This window comes from Virgisporangium aurantiacum (assembly GCF_016863635.1).
GTDB lineage: Bacteria > Actinomycetota > Actinomycetes > Mycobacteriales > Micromonosporaceae > Virgisporangium > Virgisporangium aurantiacum.
Genome location: NZ_BOPG01000023.1, coordinates 103403 through 119290 on the forward strand (window position 1 = coordinate 103403; position 15888 = coordinate 119290).

Consider the following 15888-nt stretch of genomic DNA (forward strand, 5'->3'; position numbering starts at 1 on the left):
ATGACCTTGGTGTCGGTCCTCGTCGCCGCCGGTTGCGGTGACGGGGGCGAGCCGGCGTCGGCACCGTCGGGCTCGCCGTCACCGTCCTTGTCGCCGGTACCGCCCGAGCGGCCCGGCCCCGGCGACCACAGCCTGACCATCGACGTGGGTGGGGTCCGGCGCACGTACCTCCTGCACGCACCGCCCGGGTACACCGGCAACGCGCCGCTCCCGTTGGTGATCGCCATGCACGTCTACCCCGGCACCGGCGCGGGAATGCGCGACCTGATCCGGATGGACGCGAAAGCGGATCAGCAGAACTTCCTCGTCGCCTATCCCGACGGGCTGAACCGCGGGTTCAACGCATTGGTCTGCTGCGGCACCGCCGACGACGTCGCCTTCCTGACATCGCTCAGCCGACACCTCGTGGACCGGTGGCGGGCCGACCCCGACCGGGTGTTCCTGACCGGCATGTCCAACGGCGGCGACATGAGTTTCCGGGGCGCCGTCGAGGCGTCGGACACGTTCGCCGCCGTCGGGGTCGTCAGCGGCGGCTACGGCGGCCCGCGCACGGAGGCGACGACCTACGTCCCCACCCGTCCGGTGTCGGTGGTGACCATCATCGGCACGCAGGACCGGTACTTCTCCACCTTCGAGACCGGCATCGCCACCTGGCAGCAACGGTTGCGGTGCACGCCGGCCGCCGCGCCCGCTCCCGCGCCGCCCGTCAAGCGGACGGTCGCCCGGTGCGCCGACGGCAGCGACGTCGACGTGTACGTCGTCCCCGACATGGGTCACGTCTGGCCCGGAACCGGCGGCGGACAGGTCTCGGTGCCGAACGCGCCGATGAGCGCCACCGACATCGTGTGGGACTTCTTCGTCGCCCACCCCCGCAAGCGGTAGATCCGGCCCGCACCGCGGGCGCCGGATCCGGCCTGCCGGAAATCCGACTCGGCTGAACGCAGACCCGCATATCCGCGTGCCTCCCGGGAGCGGTGTGGTGGCGGGAAGGATGGTCATGCGGCAGCGGTTCGAACACGCCTACGAGATCGCCGAGCGGGCCGGCGACGCCGACGCGATGGCGCTCGCCGTGCTGGGTCAGGGTGGCCTGCGCGCGGCCGAGGTCGCCGGGGTCGACGGCGCGGTGATGCTCGACCGGTTGCGGCGGCTGGAGAAACGCGTCGATCCCGCGATCGCGTTACGGATCAGGGTGCGCCTCGCCGGCGAGAGCGACCACCGCGCCGGCACGCACACCGCGATCCTCGCCGCCCTCGACGAGGCGACCCGGGCCGGCGACCCGCGGGCGCGCGCGTTGGCGCTGAGCCTGGCGCACCACTGCCTCCTCGGCCCGGACCACGGCGAGACGCGGCGACGGCTGGCGCTCGACCTGATCGGCGAACCTACCCGCACGCGCGACGAACTGCTCGCCGGAATGCTGTGGTACACCCTCGACCTGCTCGCCGACGGCGATCCGCAGACCGGTCGCCAGCTGGCGGAGCTGCGATCCCTGCTGGCACAGGGGGATCACGGCATTGTCGGGCACCGGGCCGGCGTCGTCGAGGCGACGCTCGCGGTGCGGTCCGGGCGGTTCGAGCGCGCGCAGGCACTGGCGAAGGCGGCGTTCGACGCGGGCACGGAGTTCGGAGACGTCGACGCGGACGGGTTCTACGCCGCCCACCTCATCGCGGTCCACTGGTACCGGGGCCGGATGGCGGACCTGCTGCCGTTGCTCGAGACGCAGGTGCACTCGCCGAACCTGCGCGGCGTCGACAGTTCGATGTTCGCGGCGCTGGCCGTCGCGGCCGCCACGGCCGGAGACCGGTTGACGGCGACCGGCGCCATCGGTGTCCTCTGTGGACGCGACCTCGCCGACCTGCCGCACACCAGCGGGTGGCTGCCGGCGATGTTCGGCCTCGCCGAGGCCGCCCACCTGCTCGACGACGTCGAGACCAGCGCCCGCGTCTACGAGTTGGTGACCCCGTACGCGCACCGTCCCGCGGTGACCGGCGCCGGCTCGTTGTGTCTCGGGTCGGCCGAGCATCTGTTGGGTGTCGCCGCGCTCACCATGGGCCGGCCCGACCGCGCGGTCCACCATTTCGCGGCCGCGATCCGCGCGAACCTCGCGCTGTGGCACCGCCCGGCCGTACTGTTGTCGCGGGCCCGGTACGCGCAGGCGCTGGCCCGGCGGCACCACGACGGCGACGCGACGCTGGCCCGGATGGCGCTCGCGGCGGCCGGCGACGTGGCCGCGATCCTGGGGATTCCCGTGCCGCGGTTCCCCGACGGCGTCCCCGGCGAGGCCCGCATCGCCACCTGCGTCCGCACCGGACAGCAGTGGTTGGTTCGGTACGGCCGGCGCACCGCGCTGATCCCGCACAGCGTCGGGATGTCGTATCTCGCCGCGCTGCTGACGGATCCGAGCCGCGACGTGTCCGCGCTCGACCTGTCCGCCGGACCGGACACCCGATCCCGCACCCGACGCACCGGCCATGCCGTCCTCGACCAGGCCGCCGTTCAGCAGTACCGGCGACGCGTCGAGCAGTTGACCGAGCGCCTCGACCGGCTGCGGACGGGACGCGCGGAGGAATCGGAGGAACTCGCCGCGGTGACGGCCGAACGCGACTGGATCCTCGGCGAGCTCCGTTCCGCCACCGGCATCACGGGCCGGATCCGGTCGTTCACCACGGAGTCCGAACGCGCCAGAATCGCTGTGGGCAAGGCGATCCGCCGCGCGCTGGCCACCGTCGACCGGGCCGACTCGGTGATCGCGACGCACCTGCGCGCGAGCATCCACACCGGCACCCGGTGCTCCTACCGACCCGCCTGAGACGGGCAGGATCACCGCGCGGTGACCCTGCCCGTCGGATGTGCGTCAGCTGGTGGTGCTGCTGCAGGTGCTGCAGTTGCAACTCGTGCTGTTCGTCGAGACGATCATCATGTCGACCTCGTCGACGTAATCGACGAGCTCGAACGTGTCGGTCTCGAGCGCCCGCAGTTCGGCGCCGAGCACGGCCAGGTTGAGGTCCTCGTTCATGTCAGGCCGAACAACTCGTGGTGCTCGTCGTGCTGCTGGTGGTGCTGCACAGCGGAACCACCAGCATCTCGTCGGCCTCGGCGTGGTCGACGACCTCGAACGTCTCGACCTCCAGCGCGCGCAGCTCCTTCGTGAGCACGCCCAGGTTCAGATCCTCGTGCATGTCGGTCTCCCTATCTCAGGCGCAGCAGCTGCTGGTCGTGCTGCTGGTGCTGCTGCAGCTGCTGTTGATGAGCATCTCGGTTTCGTCGGCGTAGTCGTGCAGCTCGAACGTGTCGGACTCGAGCTCCAGGAGCTCACGCGCCAACGACGCCAACGTGGTGGTGCTTTCCATGACTGTCTCCATCTCGATGTGCGGTGTCGCTCAGGCGCAGGTGCTGCTGGTCGTGCTGCTGGTGCTGCTGCAGCTGCAGGCGCCGATGAGCATCTCGATGTCCTCGGCGTAGTCGTGCAGCTCGAACGTCTCCGACTCCAGCTCCTGGAGCTCCTTCGCCAGCGTCGCCAGGTTCTTGACGTCTCCCATGGGTTTCCCTCCTCTCGATGACTCGGTGGTCACCAGTACAACCGACACCGGTGGACAGACCGGTGACACTTCGCTGGACCCCGACGCGGGTCAATCCGAGACGTGCGGCAGCACCTCGTCGACGAACAACCGCAGGCTGCTTTCCATGGTCTCGCGCGGCTGCCCGCCGTAGTCGATGTTCCACAGCCACACGTCGGCGTGCAGATACTCCGTCACCGCGCGGATCGTGTCGACGACCGATTCCGGCGACCCGACGACGGCGCAGGCGCCGTCCCGCAACGACTCGTCGGTCACTGCCGCGAGCCGGTCCCGCATGGACTCGTAGCCGGGGTAGCTGCTCGACGTGACGTGCGTCCACGCGTCCGCCGCCTCGATGGTGACGTTGTTGTATTCGAGCAGGTGCGGGATCGCCGCCTCGCGCGCCCGCGCGTCGCTCGGCGCCACGTAGAGCGGCATGCTCACCGCCACCCGCGGTTCCCGGCCGGTGCCCCGGTGGGTCTCGCGGAACGTGTCGAGGTAGATCCGGATGAGCTTCTTCGTGTGCGGCAGGTCGCGTTGCAACAGCGACGGCGACACCAGCAGGCCCATCCCCTGCCGCGCCAGCCATTCGAAGCTCTGCGGCGAGACGATCGCGGCACCCCAGACGGGCGGGTGCGGTTCCTGCACCACGGCCGGCAACGACGTCGCGTCGGTGAACGAGAAGTAGTCGCACTCCGCGGTGACCTTCTCCTCGGTCCACAGGCGGAGCACCGCGTCGATGGTCTTCTCGAAGCGGTCCCGGCTGGTGTCCATCGGCACGCCGAGCGCCGCGAACTCGTACGGCAGCCAGGCCCGGGCGAAGCCGACGTCGAGCCGGCCGCCGCTGAGCACGTCGACCATCGCGGCGTGCGCGGCGAGCTGGATCGGGTGGTGGAACGCGGGCAGCACGCAGCCCGTCATCAGCCGGATCCGGCTGGTCTGTGCCGCCACGGCCGCCAGGAACGTGAGCGGGCTGGGCGAGTAGCCGCCGTAGTTGCCCAGGTAGTGCTCGGTCATCTTGACGTAGTGCATTCCGGCCTCGTCGGCGAGCCGCGCCATCGCCAGCGCGTCCGCGTAGTACTCGGTGGCGGAGCGGCGCTCGGGCCGGCAGTCGGGCAGCAGCGAGATTCCGTGCTTCATGTCGGGGTCTCCGTCTCTTCGAGAGAATCGAGCAGTGCCCGCGCGCCGGCGAGCATCGCCGTGGTCGCCGTTCGCAGGGTCGGCACGGGGTCGGGGGCGAACTCCGGTGAGTGGTTCACGGGCACGCTCCGGAGCTTCTCCACGAAGTCGGCGCCGGGCGCGCGCGTCCAGGCCGCCGCCGACACGGAACCGACCGCCCAGTAGACGGTGGGCACGGTCGCGTCCGCGCCGAACAACGGGAAGTCCTCGGTGGCCATCGACGGCGGCACCGGCAGCACCCGCGCCGCGCCGAACGTCGCCACGTGGGCGGCGCGGACCCGTTCGGCCGCCAGCGGCTCGTTGACGCCCGGCGCGGACCGCGTCGTCACGACGATCTCGGGCTCCGCCGGGCTTCCCGCCGCCGCGCAGATCTCCCGTACGGCCGCGTCGACCGTGGCCACCGCGCGGTCGAGGGCGGCGGAATCGAGGCTGCGCACCGTCAACCGGATCGTCGCGCGGTCGGCCACCACGTTCGCCCGGTCACCGGCCCGCACGGCGCCGATGGTCAGCACCACACCGTCCGATGTGGACGGTTCGGCCGGGAACAGCTCGCCGAGCCGGGTCACGATCGCGGCCGCGACCGGAATCGGGTTCGACACCGCGCCTGGCAGGCCGGCATGGCCGCCGCGACCGAACACGGTGACCGCGAGCCAGGCGCTGCCCGCCGTCACGGTGTCCCGGGCGTGGGCCACCCAGCCGGCCGGGAACGGGCCCAGATGCTGGGCCAGCGCGGCGTCCGGTCTCCCCCACCGCGTGTAGAGGCCGTCCGCGAGCATCGCCGCGGCCCCGGTCAGCGTCTCCTCCGCCGGTTGGCCGACCGCGACGACCGTGCCGCGCCACCGGTCCCGCGACCGCGACAGCGCCTCGGCCGCACCGCACAACGCGGCCAGGTGCAGATCGTGCCCGCATGCGTGCATGGCCGGGCCGGTGCTGGCGTACGGGAGCCCGGTCCGCTCGCGCACGGGCAGCGCGTCGAGCTCCGCCCGCAGCAGCACGACCGGGCCGTCGCCGTTGCGCAGCCGGCCGACGACGCCGTGCCCGCCCACGCGCGACGTCACCGCGAACCCGGCCCGGTCGAGCGCGCCGCCCACCCGCGCCGCCGTCCGCTCCTCCGCGCCGGACAGCTCCGGGTGGCGGTGCAGATCGACGTACAGCTCCAGCATGTCCCCGCTCATGGAACCGGTCATGGGAACGGATGGGGGACGCGGTGCAGGTCGGCCGGGGTCAGCGCGGCCGGGCGCAGGCCGCCCCGGTGCTGGGCGGTGAACATGCGCGGCAGGTGTAATGCCCGCTGGAGGCTCCAGCCGAAGTCGATCGGAATCAGGCCGGGCACGATCATGCAGACGTTGTGCAGCCCGACCATCCGTTGCTCCGGCGACGTCTGGTCGACCACGATCACGTCGTGGCCCGCCGCGGTCACCGCGTCGCACAGGTACCGCACGTCGTCGAGCAGGTCTGTCGACGCCGGTCGCCGGCGCGCGTACACCGCCTCCTTCGGCAGCCGGCGGGCCGGTTCCAGGTACCGGCGGGCATGCTCGCGCATCGCCGGAACCGTGAACAGTTCGGCGTGATCGCGCAGCGTCCGCACCAGGCTGAAGTCGCCGGCCATCGCCTCCAGTTCGGCCTGCCGGCGGCGGTGGCTCACCGGCAAACTCGGTACGTAGCTGCAGATCTCCTCCAGCGCACCCTCGATGGCGGTGTCGGGGTCGAGGCTCGCGCCCGCCGCGAACCCGAGCAGGCCCGGGCCACCGTCGAGCCGCTCGGCGACGGCGGTCACCGCCGGCACCGGGAGGTCGATCCGGTTGTCGAACAGCCGCACGTGGTAGCCGAGGAACCGGGCCCGGTCGAGCATCGCCCGGGCCGCCGGCGTCGCCGTGCCGGCCACGTCGATCTCGGTGAGCTCGGCGGCGCCGTACCAGCCGAGCAGGAACGCGTCGCGCTCGATCAGTTCGAGCAGGCCGTACAGGATCGCCTCCTCGACGCTGCCCCCGCTGGCGCAGCCGTTCGAGCACTCGTCGACGAAGCGGTCGGTGTCGGTTCCGGTGCTGTAGTAGGCGATGCGGCGCGGGACGAGGATCGGCCGCCGGTCGCGCAGCGACCAGCCCCACACCCACGGGATCGCGCGGTCCGGGTCGAACGGCTCCAGCCGGTCGCTCGACGCGTAGGCCTCGTCGCTGTACACGCCGCAGTCGCGCGGATCGAGCGCCTCGCCGGCGAGTTGGCGGTGCGAGCCGATCACCGGCGCGACGTTCTGGCGCGGCAGCGAGCCGGCGTCGCGTTCCAGCCCTTCGAGCAAACCGACCTCGCGGCTGCGTGCGAAGTTGTTGGTCTGCCCGCTCCAGTTCATGTCGGCCAGGCCGTGCCGCGCGCGGTTGCGCCACATGCCGAGCACGGGTGCGGTCGTCGTCGACGCCAGGTTCAACACCGACTCCGCACCGATCGCGCCGCTCACCGGGTTCGCGAGCGCGGCCACCGGCAGGTGGTACTCCGACGGCCGGCGCAGCCGGTACGTGTCCGGGCCCGGCTTGGTCCGCGACCGCAGCCGCGGATCGGCGGCGGCGCGGTCGGGCGCGCGCTCGACCGAACAGCGCGGGCAGCGGCCCTCGGGGAGGACCGGGAAAGTGGACGCGATGAGCGTCCGCACGTCGACGGACGTGACCCGGGCCGGGCCGTCGGTGGGCGTCGTCGTGAACGTGCCCGCGTACACGGCCCACACCGCGTCGGCGAGGTGCCGGGTGGGCAACGGCCACTCGCCGGCGGACTGGAAGCCGGGTCCGGTCTCCAGCGCGTCCCGCGTCGGCACCGGGCGCAGCCGTTGCCACCGGATGGAGAGGCAGTGCCCGCAGGCCCCGCCGGTCGGCGGGCCGCCCCAGGGGCCCACGAGAACCGCGTTCGGGGTGAGGTGGACGGTGGCGGTGTGCCGGTCGACGCCGTCGACGACGGCGGTGGCGTCCTCGATGCCGAGCGTCGCGACCCGCGGTGCCGGCAGCCCGGCGCGGGCCGCCCGCACGGCGAGCAGATCGTGCAACAACTTCTCGGTCATGCGTCTTTGCTCCAGCGGAAAAGCTTCGCGGCGAAGCCGACCATCAGCAGGGTGAACCCGAGCAGCGCCAGGCACGGCAGCACCGTCGACTGTGGACCGTCGGTCCCGGTCAGCACGCCGCTGGTCCCCTCGATCATGTAGTGCAGCGGCAGCACCTTGGCCACGCCCTGCAGCCACCCCGGCGCCTGGTCGAGCGGGTAGAACGTGCCGGACAGGAACGCCATCGGCACGAGCAGGAAGTTCGCGATGGCGGCGATGGCCTCCGACGAGGTCCCGTGGCTGCCGATCACCATGCCGATCGCGAAGAACGCCATGACACCGCACAGCACGACCGGCAGCGCGAAGACCGCCTGCGACCCCAGCCGCAGCCCCAGCGGGGGCAGCACCGCGATGCCGACGAAGAACACGGTCTGCGCGAGCGCGACGCCCACCGCGACCACGAACCGCGACGAGAGCACCGTCAGCACCGAGGTCGGTGTCATCCGGAGCAGCCGCAGCACGCCGCTCTCCCGCCACTGCACGAGCGTGTACGCGACGCCGAACACCGCGCCGTTCGCCACCGCCCAGCAGAGCACGCCCGGCGCGAGGAACCCGATGGCCTCGCGGCCGTCGGGCAGGTCGTCGAAGAGCACGCCGAAGACCATCAGGAAGATCAGCGGAAAGAGGAACGTGAAGAACAGGGTGATCCGGTCCCGGACGTGGGACCGGGCGACGGCCCCCGACAGGGCGACGTAGGCGTTCACGGTTGGTACTCCCGTCCGGTCAGGCTCAGGTAGACGTCCTCCAGGGACGCGGTGTGGGTGCGCACCTCGTGCGGCCCGGCGAGGTCGGAGACCGCGGCGAGGACGCGTCCCGGCACCTGCGTGCTCAGCGACAGCACCGCGGCCTCCAGGGTCACGGCGTCGACGCCCTCGATCCCGCGGGCGTCCTCTGTGGACAGTCGGTCGGCCGGCACCCGGACGACCGTGGGCCGGTTGAGGCCGTTGACCAACGCCCGCGGCGTGTCCAGCGCGACGAGCCGCCCCTGGTCGACGATCGCGACCCGGTCGCACAGCGCCTCGGCCTCGTCGATGTGGTGCGTGGTGTAGATGATCGTCTTGCCCGTCGCCTTCAACCGACGCAACAGGTCCCAGAGCGAGCGGCGGGCCTGCGGGTCGACCGCGGCCGTCGGCTCGTCGAAGAACAGCAGCTCGGGGTCGTGGGTCAGCGCCGCGGCGATGGCCAGCCGCTGCCGCTGCCCGCCGGAGAGGCGGTCGACGCGCGTCGACGCCTTGCCGGTGAGGCCCACCAGTGCCAGCACGTCGTCGGCCCGCCGGCGGTCGACGCCGTAGAGCGCGGTGACGGTCCGCAGGTGTTCGATCGCGGTGAGCCGGGTGAAGAACGCCGAGTTCTGCGTCTGCAGTCCCAACCGGGGCAGTAGCGCGGGATTCCGCGGCCACGGCGACAGGCCGAGCACCTCGACCTCGCCCGTGTCGGCGCGGCGCAGGCCCTCCAGGATCTCGATGAGCGTGGTCTTGCCCGCGCCGTTGGGGCCGATGACGCCGAAGAACTCGCCGCGGTCGACGGTGAACGAGACCCCGTCCACGGCCCGCACGTCGCCGTACGCCTTGTGTACGCCCCGGGCGACGACCGCCGGGCGGTCTGACTGACGTGTGCTCACGTCGCGATTCCCTTCTTCCACCCGGCGTACCGACGCCAGGCGATGAACAGTGCGGCGACGCCGGCCAGCGCCCACGCCACCCCGGTCGGCAGCACGGCGAACCCGAGCAGCGCCAGGAGGACGACGGACGCGGTCCCGGCCAGGAGGACCCAGACGCGGAAGCCCACGTACGTCCGGCGGACCCAGCGCGGGTAACCGTCCGGCGCCGGGCGGCGCCCCAGCAACGCCGCGACGCGCAGGCGCGTGTACCGTCGCGACTCCTCGGAGAGGCGCGACAACCCCAACAGGTGGGCCACCATATGGAGCCCGTCGAGGGTCGGCATCGGCAGGTAGTTGAACAACGCCTGCCCGATTCCGAGGAGCAGCAACGTCCCTATGGCGTCCCGGGTCGGGTCGGACGCGGGCAGCGCCAGCCAGAGGACGAAGAACGGCGCCAGGAACACGTGGTTGGCGACCACGCCGGAGGCGGCGGTGGCGACGCGTCCCCGCCGGCGCGGGAACAGCATCACGTCGTCGACCGAGCAGAACGCCGCGACAACCGGCCCGTACCACCGGATGCCGATCGCCGACGCGTTGCCGCCGTAGTGCCGGCACGTCAACCCGTGGGCGAACTCGTGCCCCGCCGCGCCGACCCACAACAGGACGGTGACCAGCATGGCCAGCGACGGCTGGTGCAGCACGGTCGACACACCCGTCGCGAGGCTCGACAGTCGCGTGGCCAGGTAGACGTCCATGCCGACCAGCGCGACGAGCAACGGAACGAGCACCGCCGGGCGGTACACCCACGAGATCCGGCGGTACACGCGGGCCACCAGCCGCGACGGGTCACCGAAAACGTACTTCCCCCGCAGGGGTCCGAGCCGCTGGAAGCCCTTGCAGTGCACGCGGGCCGCCGGGCGGCGGGGCGCGCCGGCGAGCAGGTTCCGGGCGCCCAGCAGGGCGAGCAGCTGTCCCCAGGAGGCGTCGCCGAGGTGACGCTGGAACGCGGCGGCGTACTCGTCGCCGATCTCGCCCAGCGTGCGCCGTCCGTCCAATCTGGACAGAACGAAGTACTCGCGCGGCCCGATCTCGTAGCGGTCGCCGGTGGCCCGGTTCTTCACCATGTGCACCACCGCCGGTCCGCGCCGGAAACCCGGTCCGAGCACCACGTCCGGGTCGCGGGCGACGCGCCGGTCCTCCAGTTGGGCCGACGTCATCGGGGCGCCTCGACGAGGTGCCGGTCGCGCAACGCGCGGGTGAGCACGTGACCCAGGTACGACTCGTCGGCGAGCGTCACGCTCAACCGGTTGTTGGTCATGTGCAGGTAGGCCCACAGCACCCGGCGCAGCGCGTCGGGAACGTCGGTGACCGCCGCCGGCTCGCCGTTCCAGTCCCGCAGGAGCAGTTCGGCCCGCGCGGCCAGGGCGGCGATCCGGTCGCGCAGGTCGACGCAGTGCGCGTGCCAGCCGCCCAGCAGCCCGGGCAGGTCCTTCGCCCGGCCCTCGGCGCATACGGTCCGCAGTTCGAGAAACCGGCGGGTGACCCGGTCGCCCATCATCTCGTACGCCTTGTCGTGAACCGAGGTGCCGTCGATCGGCACGACACCGTCGAACGTGCGGCGCCAGTACTCGGCGTAGTCCTCGAGGAACGTCGTGATGGAGTCCTCGTCGTCCAGGAACACCGTCGTCATCACCATCATGAGTTGCACGGCGAGCCCCAGCGTCGCCCGGCGCAGGTGCAGGTTAAGCGTGCGGGTCGCCTCGATGACGAGGTCCGACGAGTACTCGAAGTGCCACTCGGCGACCGCGACACCGGCCGCGCCGCCGTACTTGCCGAACTCCGGTTCGTACGGCACGTACTTGTAGGTGTTGTTCTTCTCCATCCGCATGACGCCGTGCTCGTCGACGTACTCCAGGCGCTCGTCGTCGCTGAACTCGAAACCGAACATCTTGTCGTACATGTCGGAGAACGCGCCGGCGCTCAGCTCGTAGAGGGCCGGTCGCTGGCGGAGGAACGTCTGGATCGCCGCCTCGGCGCGTCGCAGCACCTCGCCGGTCGCCTCCACTGTGGACGGTCGCAGCCGCAGCCGGAGGTGCGGCCCCTCCAGCCAGTAGTTGATGAAGAAGTAGCCGGCCAGCAGCCCGTCGCCGCGCAGGTCGTCGACCAACGGCCGGACGCACTCGGTCAGCATCGGTCGGCGGTTGCCCGCGTAGTAGATGTGAATGCCGTGCCAGTCCCCAAAACTCACTGTGCATCCCTCTCGTGCTTGATCATTTCGACGATCATCTCGGCGACGTGATGGCCCTGATCCGACGTGACGTAGAGCTGGTCGCCGGCGGGCAGCATCTCCTCGAAGCCGACCTCGCCGCCGGAGTTGCGGGCCAGGTGGTCGAGCACCACCAGCGAATGGACGCTGCCGAAGTCGACGTGGTGCGGCTTCGACGAGTCCCGCCACGCCCGCGCCCGCGCGCCGCCGCCGAACCGGGCGAAGACCCGGTCGGGCAGGCCGTGTTCGCGCTGCCACGAGCGCCACGACAGCAGCCAGGCCGCGTCGTCGGGGTCCCGGGCCGGCAGCGCGTCCGCCTCGACCGTCCAGCTCCGCCGGCGGATCACGGTGTTGCGGAAGCGGATCCGCGGCCGGCCGGTGACGCCGCCGACGCTCGCCGCCTCGGGCACGCCGTCCCACGGCCGCATGGTGCCCACCGATGTGGGAGCGAACAGCGTCAGCATGCGCGGGATCGCCGGCAGCGCCATCGGGACGAGGTAACCGAAGTAGACCGGGATGACCTCCCGGCCGAGCCGCCGCGACCGCAGCATGACCCGGTCGGCGGCCTCGTCGTGTTCGAGGTACAGGTCCTCCAGGGCGATCTGCTCTCCGGTCGGCACCGAACCGGTCTCGCCCGGGCACACCAGCTGGTAGTCGATCAACCGGCCGTGCAGGTTGAGGTTCGTCGTGAGCACGCCGCCGACGAGTTCGGCGAACACGGCGCCGTCGGGCTGGCGCAACCGGTTCTCGTCGCGCACGCGCGTCGCGAGATCCCCGCCGTCGCCGGTAAACCCGCCATCTCCCGTGAAGCAGTGGGTGAAGCGGGAGAACGGGAACGACAGGCTGCCGAAGGACTGGTTCAGCACCGCCAGCGGGCCGTCGGGCGTGCGGGCCAACTGGATGAAGTGCGCCATCGGGGCGAACGTGCGGGCCGCCGGTGCCAGTTCCTTCGTCACCGCCGCCAGGAAGTCCTCGTCGAGGGTCAGTTCGGCGGCGCCGTCGGGCAGCGCCGCCCACGCCTCCCGCATCCCGTCGGTGAACCGCTCCTTCGCCTGTTCCAGCGCCGTGATCTCCGGGCTGTTGAGCCAGTTGTTCAGGCCCGACTGGCGGGTGTCACCGTCGGCGTTCCGCCGCCGCTCGGCGGCCTCGACGTACTGGTCGTAGATGTCCTCCTGGAAGTCGTGCACGAACTTCAACAGGTCGTCGCAGCGGCCGCCGCGGCCGTACCGGATCAGGAAGAACGCCTTCAGCAGCAACTGCTGCGGCCGCATGAAGTCGAAGACGGGCTGCACCGCGCCGATCGCCCGCAGGTCGGCGCCGACCTCGTCCATCCATTCGGTCCGGCTCGTGACGAGCGGGTCGACCTCCAGCCGCACGTCCTCGTACAGCAGCGCCTGCGGCAGTGTGGCGTCCTGCGCGCCGATGCTCTCCTGTGCGGCGGTGAGCGCCGTGCGCAACCAGGTCAGGATCTCGCGCCGCTCGGGGACGTCCGCGTGCGCGTACCGGTCGATGCGCGCCGCCACCAGATCGAGCCGCGTGGCGAGCGTCGCCGCCCACGGCTGCCCGAGCCGGCGCAGGTCGGCCGCGAACCCGCGCACCGGATCGGGCTGGTGGATGTCCAGTCGCGGGGCGTCGACCTGCACCAGGCCGAGCCGGCTCAGCGCGCGGGCCCACCGGCCGCCCTCCTCCGCGGACGCCTTCTCGATGGCCCGCACGCGGTCGACGAAGTCGCGGAACCGGATCCCCGGCTCGCGCTCCAGCACCTCCAGGGTCCGTTCGAGGCTCGCGTTGCGGCTGAGGTAGTAGACGTCGGTCTTGGCGATGTCGAATCCGACGGTCGCGGCGTCGTCGCCGTAGTTCATCGACTGGCGCACGTACCGGATCCGGTCGAGCTCGGACTTCCAGCCCGGCGTCAGCCGCACCGGCAGGTCGGCGCGCAGGTCGTCGTTGGCCACGATCAGGTCGCTGAGCCGGCCGAGCACCGCGACGTTCAGCCGCGCGTGGCCGTGCCACCGCTCGCCGACGCGGCCGGGATACAGGTCCGCCCGGTCCGGGTCGGCGAACTCGCCGACGGCCAGCCCGGTGAACGTGCTGAACGGGCTTGTCTTGTAGGCGATCCGGTACAGGTACTCCAGCAGGGAGCGCTCGATGCGCCGCTCCCGCTTGGTGAGCGTCGGCCGGTCGCTCGTGCGGTACCCGTCCAGGTACGTGTCGAGCGACGACGACGCGAGCAGCAGCCCGTTGCGCAGCCGCGGTTCGCCGGCCAGGTCGCGCAGCAGAATCCGGCTCCGCCGCGTGTCCGCGTCCACGATCTCCGTGCCGGTGGCGGTCAGCGCGTCCAGCGCGGCCCGGTCGTGCAGCCACGCGGCCAGCTCCGCGCCGAGGTCGCCGGGAACAGTGCGCAGGGCGGCCGCGTCCTTGGGCAACCGGTTGTTGAAGATCTGCCGGCGCGCCGCGAGGAGTGGACGCCGACTGTTTTCGTCGAGGTGGTCGCCGATGTACTCGTGCAGCAGGTCGCTCAGCCGCTGCCCGTCGGCGGCGAGGCGGTCGCGCGCCGCGATCACCGCGTCGGCCCACGCGACGCTGTCGGTGAACCGCAGGCCCTCCAGGCGTTCGACCGGCAGGCCGGCCACGCGCAGCATGTACCACCGGCCGAGCCGCCAGGACACGGGATCCGTCATCATTTGCCTCCGTAGCCGAGTGGATGGTCAGACGAGGTCGAAGCGGTAGGTCGCGGCCGGCTGCCGCAGGTGGCCGACCATCATGAGGAACAGCGGGATCTCGTCGCCGTCCCGCAGTCCGAGTTCCTCGATGTAGCCGACCGTGTCGAGCGCGAGCGCCACACCGCAGCCCGTGCCGAGCGCGGCCGACGTCGTGTAGCAGGCCTGCGCCACGGCGCCGGTGACCGCCGTCGCGAGCCGGTATCCGCGGTCGCCCACGGCGTCGAGCAGCGCCGGTATCCGCACGGCCGGCACGATCACGGCGGCCGCTTGTTCGAGGTTGTAGTTGCTCATCGTGTAGTTCCACTGCAGGAACCTGCCGGGCGCGCCCGCCTTGATGCGGCGCAACGCGCCCGCGGCCGGGTCGTACTCGTAGACGCCCGGGTCCACGCCGTGCACGTGGTTGACGAACACGTACTGCTTCACCAGCGTCAGGTCCTCGTCGGCGGGGAGCACGTCGCAGTCGAACCGGGCCGCCGCGGCTCCCGCGGAGAGCACCGCCGCGAGGTGGGCGCCGTCGAACGTCCGGAACGCCTCGAACCGGCCGAACGAGGTGACCCGCTCCCGCAACGCCCGGCGCACGTCGCGCGTCGGCGGTGCGGGCGCCGGCAACGGCACCTCGGCCAGGTCGGGCCGGGGCGTCACCTGCGCGGCCTTGACCGCGCCGGTGCCGGGCCGCTCGGCGCATCCGGTGACGGTGGACGCGTGCATCCGCGTCACCGGGTCGAACCTCCGCACCCGGCGCGACCGTTCCCGGTCCTCGTAGCGGACGCGCGCCGTCGTGGGTTCCGGTGCGGCGCCGGTCGGTTGGCCCAGCGGCACCACCGCGAAGACGCCCTCCCGCTCCGGCTCGATGTTCAGCAGCCGGCTGAGGCGCGGCTCGTCGAACCACAGGCTGGGCGTGAGCGTCACACCGTGCGCGGCGCCGAGCGTCCGCCACGTCTGCAGGATCGTGCCGACGTCGAAGCCGGTGGCGTGGTAGCTGAAACTGTTGTACTTGAACGAGTTCTGCCAGAACTTGATGCCGAGCACGAGGTACTGGTCCACTGTGGACGGATCGTCCAGGGAGGCCGCGATCTCCGCCGTCACGTCGCCGGCGATCAGCTGCTTCATCGAGTGATGGAACGGGAAGTAGTGGTACAGGCCGGGTACGGCCGATCCCCGCGCGCCCGTCGCCCAGTAGACGCTCACCGGGTAGATGCCGCCGCCCGACGCCGTGCCCCGTCCCCACTTCGCGGCCTCGTACCGCGGCGTCAGGGCCTGACCGTTGGCGTCGATCGTCAACCGGCGCCCGAGTTGGGCGTACGAATGGAACAACAGGTCACCGAGCACCGGTTCCGGGCCCGGCAACGCGAAGCCGTCGGCGTCCGGATAGAACTTCGTCTGCCGGGGCTTGTCCGCCCAGTCGATGACGTAGTCCGCGTCCGGATCCTCGCGGCTGCGCCGCACGATCGCAGCCAGGTAGTCGCTCGCGACACTCATGCCTT

Annotated in this window: 15 protein-coding genes; 2 read left to right on the forward strand and 13 right to left on the reverse strand. The window is 71.8% G+C overall.

What is annotated here, in order from left to right:
- Nucleotides 1–882 (forward strand): CE1 family esterase, encoded by an 882-nt coding sequence (locus tag Vau01_RS17700; RefSeq protein ID WP_239151670.1) that lies wholly within the window; start codon nt 1–3, stop codon nt 880–882.
- A gap of 115 nt (nt 883–997) precedes the next feature.
- On the forward strand, nt 998–2806 hold the full coding sequence (locus Vau01_RS17705) for a hypothetical protein (protein ID WP_203993706.1): 1809 nt from the start codon (nt 998–1000) through the stop codon (nt 2804–2806).
- Between the two features lie 45 nt (nt 2807–2851).
- Here the strand turns inward: Vau01_RS17705 and Vau01_RS17710 are convergent, their stop codons facing one another.
- The 13 genes from Vau01_RS17710 to Vau01_RS17770 form a co-directional block, all read right to left on the reverse strand.
- A complete protein-coding gene (locus Vau01_RS17710) occupies nt 2852–3013 on the reverse strand; it encodes a thiazolylpeptide-type bacteriocin (RefSeq protein WP_203993708.1) in 162 nt (53 codons plus the stop codon).
- A 1-nt stretch (nt 3014) separates the two neighbouring features.
- Entirely contained in the window at nt 3015–3176 is a 162-nt protein-coding gene (locus Vau01_RS17715; RefSeq protein WP_203993710.1) for a thiopeptide-type bacteriocin, read from the reverse strand.
- Between the two features lie 15 nt (nt 3177–3191).
- On the reverse strand, nt 3192–3347 hold the full coding sequence (locus Vau01_RS17720) for a thiazolylpeptide-type bacteriocin (protein WP_203993711.1): 156 nt from the start codon (nt 3345–3347) through the stop codon (nt 3192–3194).
- Nucleotides 3348–3377: 30 nt separating this feature from the next.
- On the reverse strand, nt 3378–3536 hold the full coding sequence (locus tag Vau01_RS17725) for a thiazolylpeptide-type bacteriocin (RefSeq protein WP_203993713.1): 159 nt from the start codon (nt 3534–3536) through the stop codon (nt 3378–3380).
- Between the two features lie 90 nt (nt 3537–3626).
- The gene (locus Vau01_RS17730; protein ID WP_203993715.1) at nt 3627–4694 is read right to left on the reverse strand and encodes an LLM class flavin-dependent oxidoreductase; all 1068 of its coding nucleotides are present in this window, start codon (nt 4692–4694) and stop codon (nt 3627–3629) included.
- Nucleotides 4691–5908, reverse strand: coding sequence for an amidohydrolase (locus tag Vau01_RS17735; RefSeq protein ID WP_203993717.1), 1218 nt, complete (start codon nt 5906–5908; stop codon nt 4691–4693). The genes Vau01_RS17730 and Vau01_RS17735 overlap by 4 nt, the downstream gene beginning before the upstream one ends.
- Before the next feature lie 8 nt (nt 5909–5916).
- Entirely contained in the window at nt 5917–7776 is a 1860-nt protein-coding gene (locus Vau01_RS17740; protein ID WP_203993720.1) for a TOMM precursor leader peptide-binding protein, read from the reverse strand.
- On the reverse strand, nt 7773–8519 hold the full coding sequence (locus Vau01_RS17745; protein ID WP_203993723.1) for an ABC transporter permease: 747 nt from the start codon (nt 8517–8519) through the stop codon (nt 7773–7775). Before Vau01_RS17745 ends, Vau01_RS17740 begins: the two co-directional genes overlap by 4 nt.
- Nucleotides 8516–9436 carry an ABC transporter ATP-binding protein gene (locus Vau01_RS17750; RefSeq protein ID WP_203993726.1) on the reverse strand — a complete coding sequence of 307 codons (921 nt, stop codon included), beginning with the start codon at nt 9434–9436 and terminating at the stop codon, nt 8516–8518. Before Vau01_RS17750 ends, Vau01_RS17745 begins: the two co-directional genes overlap by 4 nt.
- The gene (locus Vau01_RS17755; RefSeq protein ID WP_203993729.1) at nt 9433–10632 is read right to left on the reverse strand and encodes a M50 family metallopeptidase; all 1200 of its coding nucleotides are present in this window, start codon (nt 10630–10632) and stop codon (nt 9433–9435) included. The genes Vau01_RS17750 and Vau01_RS17755 overlap by 4 nt, the downstream gene beginning before the upstream one ends.
- Nucleotides 10629–11663, reverse strand: coding sequence for a lantibiotic dehydratase C-terminal domain-containing protein (locus Vau01_RS17760; protein ID WP_203993731.1), 1035 nt, complete (start codon nt 11661–11663; stop codon nt 10629–10631). The genes Vau01_RS17755 and Vau01_RS17760 overlap by 4 nt, the downstream gene beginning before the upstream one ends.
- The gene (locus Vau01_RS17765) at nt 11660–14362 is read right to left on the reverse strand and encodes a lantibiotic dehydratase (RefSeq protein ID WP_203993732.1); all 2703 of its coding nucleotides are present in this window, start codon (nt 14360–14362) and stop codon (nt 11660–11662) included. The genes Vau01_RS17760 and Vau01_RS17765 overlap by 4 nt, the downstream gene beginning before the upstream one ends.
- Nucleotides 14363–14389: 27 nt before the next feature.
- Entirely contained in the window at nt 14390–15883 is a 1494-nt protein-coding gene (locus Vau01_RS17770; RefSeq protein WP_203993734.1) for a nitroreductase family protein, read from the reverse strand.
- Nucleotides 15884–15888: the final 5 nt, after the last annotated feature.

What these genes read in the sequence shown, in the direction of transcription:
- Vau01_RS17700 (WP_239151670.1), top strand. Translation starts at nt 1, where the DNA reads ATGACCTTGGTGTCGGTCCTCGTCGCCGCCGGTTGCGGTGACGGGGGC.
- Vau01_RS17705 (WP_203993706.1), top strand. Translation starts at nt 998, where the DNA reads ATGCGGCAGCGGTTCGAACACGCCTACGAGATCGCCGAGCGGGCCGGC.
- Vau01_RS17710 (WP_203993708.1), bottom strand. Translation starts at nt 3,013, where the DNA reads ATGAACGAGGACCTCAACCTGGCCGTGCTCGGCGCCGAACTGCGGGCG.
- Vau01_RS17715 (WP_203993710.1), bottom strand. Translation starts at nt 3,176, where the DNA reads ATGCACGAGGATCTGAACCTGGGCGTGCTCACGAAGGAGCTGCGCGCG.
- Vau01_RS17720 (WP_203993711.1), bottom strand. Translation starts at nt 3,347, where the DNA reads ATGGAAAGCACCACCACGTTGGCGTCGTTGGCGCGTGAGCTCCTGGAG.
- Vau01_RS17725 (WP_203993713.1), bottom strand. Translation starts at nt 3,536, where the DNA reads ATGGGAGACGTCAAGAACCTGGCGACGCTGGCGAAGGAGCTCCAGGAG.
- Vau01_RS17730 (WP_203993715.1), bottom strand. Translation starts at nt 4,694, where the DNA reads ATGAAGCACGGAATCTCGCTGCTGCCCGACTGCCGGCCCGAGCGCCGC.
- Vau01_RS17735 (WP_203993717.1), bottom strand. Translation starts at nt 5,908, where the DNA reads ATGAGCGGGGACATGCTGGAGCTGTACGTCGATCTGCACCGCCACCCG.
- Vau01_RS17740 (WP_203993720.1), bottom strand. Translation starts at nt 7,776, where the DNA reads ATGACCGAGAAGTTGTTGCACGATCTGCTCGCCGTGCGGGCGGCCCGC.
- Vau01_RS17755 (WP_203993729.1), bottom strand. Translation starts at nt 10,632, where the DNA reads ATGACGTCGGCCCAACTGGAGGACCGGCGCGTCGCCCGCGACCCGGAC.
- Vau01_RS17765 (WP_203993732.1), bottom strand. Translation starts at nt 14,362, where the DNA reads ATGACGGATCCCGTGTCCTGGCGGCTCGGCCGGTGGTACATGCTGCGC.
- Vau01_RS17770 (WP_203993734.1), bottom strand. Translation starts at nt 15,883, where the DNA reads ATGAGTGTCGCGAGCGACTACCTGGCTGCGATCGTGCGGCGCAGCCGC.